The 12,178-nt window shown below is 52.4% G+C and carries 11 protein-coding genes; 7 read left to right on the forward strand and 4 right to left on the reverse strand.

The features are described from left to right. The 6 genes from LOS15_RS11505 to fnr all read left to right on the forward strand — a co-directional run bounded on the left by LOS15_RS11505 (window position 1) and on the right by fnr (window position 6,332). A complete protein-coding gene (locus LOS15_RS11505; protein WP_263066084.1) occupies window positions 1-522 on the forward strand; it encodes a FixH family protein in 522 nt (173 codons plus the stop codon). Further along, window positions 519-3,002, forward strand: a complete 2,484-nt coding sequence (locus LOS15_RS11510; protein WP_263066085.1) for a heavy metal translocating P-type ATPase — start codon at window positions 519-521, stop codon at window positions 3,000-3,002. The genes LOS15_RS11505 and LOS15_RS11510 overlap by 4 nt, the downstream gene beginning before the upstream one ends. Beyond that, window positions 2,999-3,226: a cbb3-type cytochrome oxidase assembly protein CcoS gene (gene ccoS, locus LOS15_RS11515; RefSeq protein WP_263066086.1), complete on the forward strand. Its 228-nt coding sequence runs from the start codon at window positions 2,999-3,001 to the stop codon at window positions 3,224-3,226. Before LOS15_RS11510 ends, ccoS begins: the two co-directional genes overlap by 4 nt. Then, window positions 3,223-3,918 (forward strand): sulfite exporter TauE/SafE family protein, encoded by a 696-nt coding sequence (locus LOS15_RS11520; protein WP_263066087.1) that lies wholly within the window; start codon window positions 3,223-3,225, stop codon window positions 3,916-3,918. The genes ccoS and LOS15_RS11520 overlap by 4 nt, the downstream gene beginning before the upstream one ends. A 175-nt stretch (window positions 3,919-4,093) precedes the next feature. After that, on the forward strand, window positions 4,094-5,521 hold the full coding sequence (gene hemN / locus LOS15_RS11525; protein ID WP_263066088.1) for an oxygen-independent coproporphyrinogen III oxidase: 1,428 nt from the start codon (window positions 4,094-4,096) through the stop codon (window positions 5,519-5,521). 58 nt (window positions 5,522-5,579) lie between these two features. Further along, window positions 5,580-6,332: a fumarate/nitrate reduction transcriptional regulator Fnr gene (fnr, locus tag LOS15_RS11530; RefSeq protein WP_263066090.1), complete on the forward strand. Its 753-nt coding sequence runs from the start codon at window positions 5,580-5,582 to the stop codon at window positions 6,330-6,332. Here fnr and ttcA read toward each other — a convergent pair. The 4 genes from ttcA to LOS15_RS11550 all read right to left on the reverse strand — a co-directional run bounded on the left by ttcA (window position 6,319) and on the right by LOS15_RS11550 (window position 11,175). Then, the gene (gene ttcA, locus LOS15_RS11535; protein WP_263066092.1) at window positions 6,319-7,230 is read right to left on the reverse strand and encodes a tRNA 2-thiocytidine(32) synthetase TtcA; all 912 of its coding nucleotides are present in this window, start codon (window positions 7,228-7,230) and stop codon (window positions 6,319-6,321) included. The two genes, fnr and ttcA, sit on opposite strands and share 14 nt — an antisense overlap. Before the next feature lie 122 nt (window positions 7,231-7,352). Then, a complete protein-coding gene (locus LOS15_RS11540) occupies window positions 7,353-8,579 on the reverse strand; it encodes a cation:proton antiporter (protein ID WP_263066094.1) in 1,227 nt (408 codons plus the stop codon). Window positions 8,580-8,692: 113 nt separating this feature from the next. Then, window positions 8,693-9,352, reverse strand: a complete 660-nt coding sequence (locus LOS15_RS11545) for a DNA polymerase III subunit epsilon (protein WP_263069703.1) — start codon at window positions 9,350-9,352, stop codon at window positions 8,693-8,695. 5 nt (window positions 9,353-9,357) lie between these two features. Beyond that, window positions 9,358-11,175 (reverse strand): putative nucleotidyltransferase substrate binding domain-containing protein, encoded by a 1,818-nt coding sequence (locus LOS15_RS11550; RefSeq protein WP_263066096.1) that lies wholly within the window; start codon window positions 11,173-11,175, stop codon window positions 9,358-9,360. A 742-nt stretch (window positions 11,176-11,917) separates the two neighbouring features. On the opposite strand from LOS15_RS11550, the gene LOS15_RS11555 reads away from it, so the two are divergent. Further along, window positions 11,918-12,178: a DUF4212 domain-containing protein gene (locus LOS15_RS11555; RefSeq protein WP_176302347.1), complete on the forward strand. Its 261-nt coding sequence runs from the start codon at window positions 11,918-11,920 to the stop codon at window positions 12,176-12,178.

Consider the following 12,178-nt stretch of genomic DNA (forward strand, 5'->3'; position numbering starts at 1 on the left):
ATGTCCTCCCCCAACGTTACCCCCTGGTACAAGCAATTTTGGCCATGGTTTTTACTTGGCTTACTGTTTACGTCCATTGTATTAAGTACCACCTTTGCGGTCGTCTCGATCAAAACCGCAGATGGCATGGTGGTCCAGGAAGATTACTACGAGCATGGGAAAGCCATTAACATGGTGTTTGCCAAGCAGGAGCGCGCCAATGAGCTAAACCTCTCGGCAGAGCTACGCATCGACCCGCTGACCAGCGATATCGTGCTGGACTTAGCAGGCGATGACCGCCCAGATAAGCTTCATTTGATGCTGATATTCCCAACCCAGGATGACCGGGATCAAGAGTTTGTTTTGGAACACGTACGGGATGGCCGCTATATCACCCAAGGACCAGATAATCTTCGCTACCGCTGGTATATCCAGCTTCAACCAGAGCAGACCAACGCCGACTGGCGGTTGATCGGTGAGGCGCGCTTCCCTGATGAAAATAGCATTGCCCTACTGCCAGGAGGTCGTCCTGCAAGCGAATGAGCACCACCGTCACCTCTCCTAGCTGCTATCACTGCGGCAATCCGGTGCCCTCTGGGGCACCGTGGCAGATTAAACTAGACGAAATCGCCCACCCGCTTTGCTGCCCAGGCTGCGAAGCAGTGGCCCATGCCATTGTGGATGGAGGGCTGGAAAGCTATTACCGCTACCGCACCGAGCTACCTGAACGCCCTGATGAACGCCAAGCTGCTAAAGCGGAAACCTGGTCCGTTTTTGATGACCCGGGGCTGCAGGCGCAGTTTGTGCATACCGATGGTGATGAGGGGTTTGTGAGGGCGACATTAGCAGTCGAAGGCATTACCTGTGCCGCCTGTGCCTGGTTAATTGAACACCGTTTAAATGCCCTTGAGGGCATACAATCCAGTGCGGTGAACTTAACCCATCACCGCCTGCGGGTAAGCTGGGATCCTAACGTCGTCAAACTATCGCAACTATTCGCCGAACTGGCAGCGATTGGTTACGATGCCCAACCCTACGAGCCTGACCAAGCCCAAGCGCGTTTGCAGCACGAAGAGCGCATGAACGTACGCCGCCTGATTGTCGCCGCCGTCGGCATGATGCAGGTCATGATGTTCTCTATCCCGATCTACGTCGCAGGACCAGGTGAAATCAGCGCGGATTTTTATGCACTTTTCCACTGGCTATCGTTTGCCCTAGCAACGCCGGTAGTGCTTTTCTCAGCCCAACCCTTTTTCCGTAATGCGCTGCGCGACCTTAAAACCGGCGTGCTGGGTATGGATGTGCCGGTCTCGCTTGCCATCGGTGGCGCCTACTTGGCCAGCAGCTATGCGGTGCTTTTTGGGGTGGGTGAGGTGTATTACGACTCAGTGGCCATGTTTACGTTCTTCCTGCTGTTTGGCCGCTATGTAGAAGGCCGCGCCAGGCGTCGTAGCGGCCACAGTGGCAACGCCTTAAGCGGGGTTTTGCCCGTTTCAGCTACCCGCCTTGAACGTGATGGCAGCGAGCGTATTCTGCCTGCCAGCGAGCTGGCGAAAGGTGACCGAATACTGATTAAGCCAGGCCACGGCGTGCCCGCCGATGGCATTATTGAAGAGGGTGAATCCAGCCTAGATGAGTCCATGCTGACCGGCGAGTATCTGCCGGTCACACGCCGTGTTGGCGATAGCGTCACTGGCGGTAGCCAGAATATGGAGAATTCGCTAATCGTTACTGTTACCCATGCGGGTGGCGAAGCACGCGTGGCGAGTATTGTGGACTTAACCGACCGCGCTTTTGCCAGCCGCCCAAGGCTTGCCCAGATGGCTGCGCGTATGGCGCATCTGTTTGTTTTGCGCCTGCTGGTGGTGACGGCTTGCGTTACCGTCGCCTGGTGGTTCATCGACCCTTCGAGAGTGCTGTGGATTATGCTGTCGGTGCTGGTCGTCACCTGCCCCTGCGCGCTAGCCCTGGCCACCCCAACCGCATTAACTGCTGGGCATGGGCAGCTTCGCAAACGCGGCGTACTGATTACCCGCGCCGACGCTATGGAGTCGCTCTCAAACGTGACGCGGGTTATTTTCGACAAAACAGGCACGCTAACCCGAGGAGAAATGCACCTCGTACAAACGCTTCCGCTGCCCAGCCCCAGCGCCCCTGTTGAACTGCTCGAATTAAGCACTGAACGAACAAGGGCAATTGCCGCAGCGTTAGAAGCACACTCAGAGCACCCGATTGCTCGGGCATTCCGACCTTTCCGCGACGCCACCCTGCAAGCTCGCCATGTACAGAGCTATACCGGCGCTGGGTTAGAAGGCACGCTCAACGGGGCCACTTGGCGCCTAGGCAAGCCCGACTTCGCCAGTAAAACGGCTATCGCACTGCCCGGCGCCGGACAGTGGCTACTGCTGAGCGAGAATAGCGAGCCGCGCGCATGGTTTAAGCTGCATGACGGCATTCGTGAAGATGCCGCCCAAACGGTGGCCGCCCTGCAGGCTAGAGGTTTAGCGGTTGAGCTTCTCTCAGGGGACACTCAGGAAGCGGTTGAGAGCCTGGCTCAGCAGCTCAACATCACGACATGGCATGCAGGAAAATCGCCTGAAGGGAAACTTGAGCGACTACGCGAACTACAGGCACAGGGCGAGTGCGTGGTCATGATTGGCGACGGCATCAACGACGTGCCGATCTTAGCCGGTGCGGACGTGGCCATTGCCATGAACGGAGCCACTGACTTAGCCCGCACGCGTGCCGATGCAGTGCTCCTCAGCCCACGCTTGATGCGGATATATGACGCTATCGAGATTTCCGGAGCCACCCGTAAGATCATGCGACAAAACATGTTATGGTCAGTTTGCTACAACTTTTCGGCGCTGCCACTGGCAGCCATGGGGTTGGTGCCACCTTGGCTTGCCGCTATCGGCATGTCGCTTAGCTCGCTAGTCGTGGTGGGTAATGCGCTGCGCTTGTCTCGCTGGCGTACCTCTCCTGCCCCGCTGACAGCCTCTACTCATCCGGTGAGCGCATGACCATTCTCTATCTGCTGATTCCCTTGTCACTCATCTTGCTGAGCCTCGCGGTCTGGGCATTTTTCTGGGCAGTGAAACATGATCAGTTTGACGATCTTGAAGGCCCCGCCCATCGCGTTTTATTTGATGACGACGAGAACGACTTAACCAAGGAGCAGCGTGCCGAGCGTAAAAAAGCGACTTCCGCGCAAACGAAATCCGATAGCTCAGAGCCGCCGCCATGAACCCGACAGGGTTAGATTTACCACCGGTGATGGCGGCGTTTGTATTTGGTTTGATGGGGGGCGCCCACTGCATTGGCATGTGCGGCGGCATTATGAGCGCTCTCACCTTCGCCGTACCGCCAAGCATGCGCCATCCCGCCCGCATGGGGGGACTTCTGCTCAGCTATAATGCTGGCCGGATCCTCAGCTACATGGTGGCGGGCGCTATCGTGGCCGCTTTAGGGACGTTTATTTCCCTTTCGCCTACCGCTCGCATTGCACTGCAGGGATTTGCTGCGCTCATGCTAATCTTAATGGCGCTGTATATCGCCAACTGGTGGAAAGGCCTGCTGAAGGTCGAAGCCATCGGACGATACCTTTGGCGCTACATAGAGCCGCTGGGGCGCCGTTTAATGCCTGTTGTACATCTTCCTCAAGCGTTTACCCTTGGCGCATTATGGGGCTGGCTTCCCTGCGGTCTGGTCTATTCCATGCTTACCTGGAGTCTCGCGATTGCCGACCCGCTTCAAGGCGCGCTACTCATGGGCGCCTTTGGATTAGGCACCCTACCTGCCCTACTCGCAACAGGCTTAGCCGCCCAGCAGCTTAGCCAGCTAATACGCCACCCGGCCACTCGTAGCATTGCTGCACTGACAATTATTGGTTTTGCAGTATGGCAATTATGGACGCTGGTGGGGCATAGCACCCCTTAACACCCCGGCACGCATTACTTGATATAGCTCAACGCTTTCATGGTTTGCTTGTTCTAGCATTTAACAGCGTTTAAGCCTGTTTGCCAGGCATAAACACCTGTTATCCCCTGTTGCTTTTGAAATCTTGCTATTCAAGCTTGGTGACACCTTGCTTTTAAACCCTGGAGCGCCTTCCATGCGTGCACAAGCCACTGCTGCCGTTTCACACCCTACACTTGCAGCGCCTTCGGCCACTGCCTGGGACGAGGCGCTGCTACGCCGTTATGACAAAAGCGGCCCACGTTACACCTCTTACCCTACGGCACTCGCTTTTCATGAGCAGTTCACCGCAGACGACTTTACCCAAGCGCTAGAACGCAGTAATCACCACCAGCGGCCACTCTCACTTTATGTACACGTGCCTTTCTGTCGCAAAATTTGCTTCTACTGCGCCTGCAATAAAATTGCGACCAAGAATACGCAGCTGGCAGAGCCGTACTTATCTAGGCTCGACCGTGAAATGGTCTTAACTGCTCGCCATTTAGATACCCATCGACCAGTGCAACAGTTGCATTGGGGCGGCGGTACACCAACGTTTCTTTCGCTCTCCCAAATGAGCGATCTGATTGACCGCCTTGATGCGCGCTTTGGTTTATCCATGTCGCCTGATCGTGACTACGCCATTGAAATTGACCCACGGGAAGCCGATGTTTTTACCCTTCGCCACTTGCAGTCGTTGGGCTTTAATCGGCTGAGTCTTGGCGTACAGGATTTAAACCCACAGGTACAAAAAGCGATCAATCGCGTGCAGCCACGGGTGCTCACCGAAACACTGATGGATGAAGCTCATCGACTGAGCTTTCGCTCCCTCAATCTGGATTTGATCTATGGTCTCCCCTTCCAGACTGAACAGAGCTTTGCCGATACGCTTCGCCAAGTCATAGAACTCAACCCTGCACGACTATCAGTGTTTAACTACGCCCACATGCCCGCCCGCTTTGCGCCCCAGCGGCGTATTAACGAAGAAGACCTACCAAGCGCCGATGAAAAACTCGCTATTTTGCATACCACTATTGAGATGCTGAGCAATGCAGGCTATGTACATATTGGGATGGATCATTTTGCTCGGCCAGATGATAGCTTGGCGATTGCACAGCGTAACGGCTCGCTGCAGCGCAATTTTCAAGGTTACTCCAGCCACGCCCAGTGCGACTTGGTAGGACTTGGTGTTTCAGCCATTTCTCGCGTGGATGACGTCTATGCGCAAAACCCTACTTCTCTTGAGCACTTTGAGACAGCGTTAGATCAAGGTAGGCTAGCGACTGAAAAAGGTTTACGATTAAATCATGATGACCTAATACGTCGAGATGTTATTGAACGCTTAATGTGCGATATGCGAATTGATTTAGCTGCGATAGGCCAGCGCTGGGGAATTGATGCTGCTGACTATTTCTCCCCGGTTCTTGAGCAGCTTAACGCGGCAGAGCAGGACGGTTTGCTGATGCGTGATGGCCTCTCTTTGAGCGCCACACACACTGGCCGACTGCTTATTCGTCATATTGCCATGGCTTTCGATGCTTATTTACCAGGTCAATCATCTCAGCGTTACTCAAAGATTATGTGACCCTATTGAGGCGCTTTTGTCTGGCGCCTATCATGGCAAATGATAAATGGAGAATTACATGCCTCACCAAGCCAGCTCCCGACGTTCACTGCTGCAAGAAGCGCGCTGTCAAACCTGCAGTCTTAGTTCGTTGTGCCTACCGCTGGCCCTGGAGCTTGAGGATATGGGGCAGTTCGATGCAATTATCCGCCGTCGCGCGCCGCTTAAAAAAGGCGAATCTCTGTTTCGTCAGGAAGACCCGTTTACCAGTGTCTATGCCGTGCGCTCAGGTAGCCTTAAACAGGTTACCAGTGAAGGTAATGGCAATGATCAGCTCACCAATTTTTATCTGCCCAGCGAATTGGTGGGGTTAGACGGTATCGATGAAAACTATTACCCCGGCAGCGTTATTGCTCTGGAAACCACCACCGTTTGCGAAATTCCTTTCGACCGCCTGGATACGCTCTCTGAAGAGCTGCCCGAATTGCGGGGACAGCTCTACCGGAGCATGAGCAAAGAACTAAAGGATGATCGGCGCATGATGCGTTTGTTGTCACGCAAAACCGCTGATCAGCGGCTCGCCAGCTTTTTAATTACCCTTTCAGACCGCTTTCGCCGCCGTGGGTACTCGCCCTTCAGCTTCCGGCTCTCTATGTCTCGGGCGGATCTAGGTAATTACCTAGGCTTAGCCGTGGAGACTGTTAGCCGGATTCTTAGCCGTTTTCAGCAACAAGCCGTGGTAGCCGTGTCAGGACGTGAAATTAATATCCTCGACATGCAACGGTTAATTATCTTGGCCGAAGAAGACGAACAGACGTCTATACCACGTTGAAGGCTTGGATTCGTCCGGCCATCATTGCGGCTTGTTTGTCTTCCAGGTTTTCAAAATCAAATAGTTGACGGTCGGCGAGCTGGGAAGGCGTCACATTTGTGACTGCTTTAAACATACTTTCCAGCCGTCCAGGATGCTTTTTATCCCACTCGGCCAGCATGTCTTTAACAACCTGTCGCTGAAGATTAGGCTGTGAACCACACAAGTTACACGGAATGATGGGAAACGCCATCAGTCGTGAAAACTCGGCTATGTCTGCCTCTTTACAGTAAGCAAGCGGGCGAATAACGATATTTTTTCCATCATCGGATAGCAGCTTAGGCGGCATGGCTTTTAAAGTCCCGCCAAAAAACATATTCAAAAACAGCGTTTCTAAAATATCTTCACGGTGATGACCCAACGCGATCTTGGTAGCCCCAATTTCTTCAGCAAAGCCATACAGCGACCCTCGGCGCAAACGTGAGCAGAGCGCGCAGGTGGTTTTACCTTCGGGCGTTTTCTCCTTTACCACGGAGTAGGTATCCCGCTCTAGGATATGGTATTCCACACCTAGCTTCTCTAAATAGCGCGGTAGGATATGCTCTGGAAACCCTGGCTGCTTTTGATCCATATTCACCGCCACCAGTGAGAAGTTCACCGGAGCGTTACGCTGCAGGTTGCGCAAAATCTCAAGCATGGTGTAGCTATCTTTACCACCTGACAGGCATACCATTACCCTGTCGCCTTCATTAATCATCTGATAATCAATGATGGCGTTCCCCACCTCACGGCGCAGACGTTTCTGCAACTTATTGAATTCGCGCTTCTGTTTAGCGTCGTGAAGCTCAGACGAATTCAGCTGTTTGCCAGCTAAAATCGTATCTGTCGTTGCGGGGTCAAAATGATCAGGTTGTTGCATGATAGTAAACACTGCCGAGGTTAGAGAGAGCGACACATATTCTAACAATTATAACAACGTTCACCCAATACAAACCCGTAGCGTTATCTTTAACGCAATGGCGCCGGATAACCGAACGTTGATCAATGCGTATTGTGTTGATCTGAGTTGGTGACAGTGCGCTTGACCAGTAGCGGACCAAATAGCTCAAAAACGATCGTCGAGGTGACCACCGTTGCCACAATTAGCCGTCCTTGATCAGGAAAACGCTCAGCAGCCAACAATGCCATCCCCATTGCGACCCCTGCCTGCGGCAGCAGCGCAAGGCCAATATCGGTATTTAAGCTCGGCTCACGCCGACGCATGGCCAATACTCCTAGATAACCTCCTATATAGCGCCCAATGCTACGCAAAACGATATACGCAGCAACCAGCCCCAATGCTGAGCTTAAGTGGGCCAAGTTGAGGCTTGCACCCGCTAATACAAAGAAAAAGACCAAAAACGGCCACTCAATTTGCTCTATTTCGCTAAAGGAGCGCGTGTGATGTGAAGAGACATTGACGATTACAAAACCTGCAATCATCGCTGTTAAAAGCGCGGAAACATTGAGATAACTGGAGAGACCCGCGATCAAAAGCATAAGTGCCAAGGCTTCGGCCTGAGTTGGGCGTCCTGGTTTAAGGTGGCCGGTTAACCACGCCGCTGGAAACCCAAGTAATGTCCCAAGCAATACGGCCCCTCCAAGCTCCCAAAGCGCATGCACTAAAGAGCCTCCACCGCCAGTCGCTCCTACCCAGCTAAGTGCCGCCATGCTTAACCCAAAGATAATAATGCCCCAGGCATCGTCAATTGCCACAATACCGAGCGTCACGCGCGCGGCGAGGCTTTTTTTACCGCTCTCTTGAATAGCCTCGCTGACGGCTGCGGGGTCAGTCGCCACCGAAATAGCGCCTAACGCTACCGCCACAGCCACCGAATAACCCAATAGCCACAAGCCTGCAAATACTGTTATTAGGGAGCCTACAACCACTGCCGCAGACAACGCGAATATCAAGGGCCCTGTCGACTTGAGCCGTGGCAGCGTCAATTCACCACCTAGTAGAAACGCCACCATTACCAGCGCTAAATTAATTAGCGGCTCGCGTAGCCCGCCCAGCGGTTCAGCCTCATATCCTAGTAGCCCTTGCTGGATCAGCGCATACCCAACGCCTACCAACACCAGCAACGAAATTCTTGGCAGCGCAGTGCGGCGCGAAATGGTATCCACGACAATGCTGAGCGATAACAAAATACCAAGAATCAGAAGTATCCACGCACTGCTGCTAATTACCTGACTCTGCTCACTGATATAGCCCCATAACGCCTGCATGAAAATAGCCGCTCCTTAGAAAACACCTTTAAAGGGCTATGGTGTCAGAAGCCAAATTAGCTCGCTACATTTGCTAGCACTTCCTCAGGGTGGTCAAATTACCGTGGAATTGCCTAAGAGTAATACTGGGCTGTTACAGTCTCACGCTGTAAACGGATGTACAGCAACGCACTCGCAGCAGCGTCGCTTAACACACCGTGGCTATTTATAGCGGGCAACTGCCAACGCTCGAGCGCTTCGCCTAGATCATTACTCTCATCTACGTAAGGGTGTAAGCGTCGCAATTGCCGATAATGAAGTTTAGCCACGTCCACCTGAGCGTTGGGTAGGCCAAAACCAAGCCCTTCCTTGAACAGCGAATTGAGCCGGTCAAGAGAGCGATCTATTTGCCATCCTATCAAAGGCCGGTTGCCAATAAATTCAGCAAGCGCCCCAAGGTTTTCCGCATTGGGAGACAGCGCAACTGTCGTCCCATAAACCCGGTGTTGGCGCCTAAGCGTGGCGGCATCCGCGCTGCGAGTGTTTGCTATTGTGGCGACCCATGCACGGCTGGTTTGGACATGGCGCTGATTAAGAACCACAGCGGCTACACTCACCGCTGGGTACTCACCATTAGACGTATAACATGCCAACGCCACCTGCTCCTCCCCCATATAGGGTTGGAACAGCCATGCGTAGGGAGAGCCAACGTACCGGCGGCGATCGCTTTCCCGCTGAAGAAGCGTACGCAATGAGCCGCTAAAAAGCGTCACGTGTCGATCTAACCATCGCATGCCGCTCACGAATACTCCAAATGATAACGGTGTGAAAGGCGCTGCTTGAAGTCTTTAACAATGTGCATTGCTTCGCGCAGTAAATCACGCTCAAGGGAAGAGAGTTCCTGCACAACCACGCGATTAGTGCGCTTTTCGGATGCGCCATCAAGCTCCTGTAGCTGCTGCTTGAGACGCAGCTCTGTGAACAGCGCCAGCGCCTCTCCCAAATCATCGGCGAAGCGACGATCCAAACGGCCATCTGTCGCTAACGCATCTAACCGATCTAGCGTCGAGGTTGCCTTGATCCGCCGCTCAAGCGCCATCGTACGTACGCCGTGCACAATAGGGAAAATGCCGCCTTTTTTTATATCAATACCGTGCTGAGGTTTTTTCAGCGAGCCAAATAGCGTCAGCGGCGTCGAAAAACGCAGAGCCGTTCTGGCAAAGTAGGAAAGCAGCAGCTCATCGCGGGAGCAGCGCTCAAAGAGCTCTTCCCGCACGCTCTCCAATAAAGCAGGATTCCCACCCACCGCATGGGCATCAAGCAGAATCGCCAGCTTCATCAAGCTATCGCCATCCCGGGCACTGGCCCACTTCACAATATTTTTTTTCCATTGCGATACTGTCCCCACCCACTCGGGGTTAGACACCATAATGTTGCCGGGGCACGGCGGGTAGCCTAGCTGAATCAGCGTATCAGTCAGCGTTTGCATTTGCTCAGCCACATCAGGCCACTGGCTGTCATCGGCTAAAATAAGGCCGTTATCCTGGTCTGTTTTAAGAATCTGCTCGCCTCGCCCCTCGCTCCCCATCACCATCATGCAGCTGTCGTTGTGGTGGGCTTCATCAACGGTAAATGCCCAGGCTTTACTCATAATGCGGCCATTGAGCGCGGCCAACAGGTCCATCGCAAAACGTAATTTCACCCCTTGGGCCATCAAGGCGTTTACCAGCTCAGGGGTGCGGCGACTTGCCGTGGCTAACGCATCCAAGTCATTGGCCTGCTCAATTTGCAGGCTAACAACATAGCTACGGCTGGAAAAGTAGCTCAACACATCGGTTAGCTCTACAACCCCTTTAAGTGTCTCTTGCTCCATCACCACCACACGGGCCACCTTGTGGCGCGTCATCAGTACCAGGGCTTCAAACAGGTATTGATGTGGCGTTACGGTTACGAGAGAGAAGTGGGCCACCTCTTCAACAGGTGTTGCTTTCGTGCACTTGCCGAGCACTAAGCCATTAAGCAGGTCTGTTTTAGTGACCATCCCATGCTTGCCCTGGGTTTTAACCAGTAGGCTGTCGGCATGGCTCTCGTTTAATTGGGCAACAGCACTGGCAATATCGGCAGAGGCTTCTATGAGTAGCGGTTCACGCATGCATTCGCTGACCTTAGCAAGCATAAAACCGGCCATGGTGACGCCACTTTCCGCGCGTTTTTCAGTCAGCAAGCGCGTTTTATGGGAGAGCGTCTGCTTAAAGAAATTTTCAAAGTCGGGATAATGGCGGCAAAGCTGCATAAATAGCGCTTTGGGCATGATATAGCACAGGCTTTCTTGTTCCGCTTGAAAACGGTAGCGGCTTTTACCATTTAAAATACTAATCGCACCAAACAGATCACCCGCCGTGTAGTGGCCGATGCGCGCACTCGATGCAGGCAATGTAGGGTCAATCTCAGCAACTTCGCCTCTGTGAATAAGAAACACCGACTCACCCGACTGCCCTGTTTCTAAAATAATCTCGTCTCGGTCAAAGTAAGCTAAGTCTACTCCACGGCGAACATAATCACGCCCCTCTTCATCCAACAGCGTAAATGGCAGCTGGGACAGCTCAACGTCTACCATGTGTGACCTCACTCCACTAAAGGCAAAAAGTACCTGATGACACAGCAGCCTAATGTCCTAGCAGCTGCTCCCTCTGGCAAGTTCTCTCTTTTTACAAGCGCTTTTCTGCCAGCCCAACTTCACTCTCACACTGCTATCAATAAGTTGTCTCTTCAGAGTCGCTATATTTTCTTGGATGACTCAACTACTTATACCTTTAGCTATGCCGCTAACGTCGAATCGACGTTTTACTAGCGACTAAAGTAGTGCCTTTTAAGCAGATCTTAAGCACTAAGAGAGGGCTTTATTTAAGGTAGCAAACATTGCTTTTAAGCGAGCCATAGACCATCGTCCCATCCCTCCTGAGCGAACATCAAAAGATCATAAAAAAACTAGAAAAAATAAGCATTTCCGCGTATAAAAACCTATGAATTGCTGCTTACATAGCGGCCTGATACCAAAGTCTGGGATTTATTTTTTGCATTTATTGACCAGTATTACCTGTGAAACAGTCAGGGTAATCAAATTCACTAGCCAAATGCTTTACCAGATACCAATAAGCCTTCTTTGCTTTGCTCAACTCGGTCACTCTTGGTTAGCATTTAAACAGGTTAACGCTGTAAAAATAACACGGTAAGCAGCGCGTAAAATGACGCACTGACTTACACATAAAGCGGTATCCATCGTGCGATTGCCTTGATGAATCACACGCTACTTTGAGTTCACTTTCCAACCCTAAAAATCACAAGTGGAGAGCAACACAATGGCAGACGACAAAACCAATGCTGCTGAGTACTGGAAAGCCAACGTCCGTTTAATATTTGGATGCCTAGCGGTTTGGGCATTCGTTTCTTATGGATGCGCTATCCTCTTTCGCCCACTACTGGCGGGAATTCCGGTTGGTGGAACCGACCTGGGGTTCTGGTTTGCACAACAGGGCTCAATTTTGACCTTCATTGTTTTGATCTTCTTCTATGCATGGAAGATGAACAAACTTGATGAAAAATTTGGCCTTGGGGAGTAA

The sequence above is a fragment of the Halomonas sp. 7T genome (assembly GCF_025643255.1).
Classification (GTDB): Bacteria; Pseudomonadota; Gammaproteobacteria; order Pseudomonadales; family Halomonadaceae; genus Vreelandella.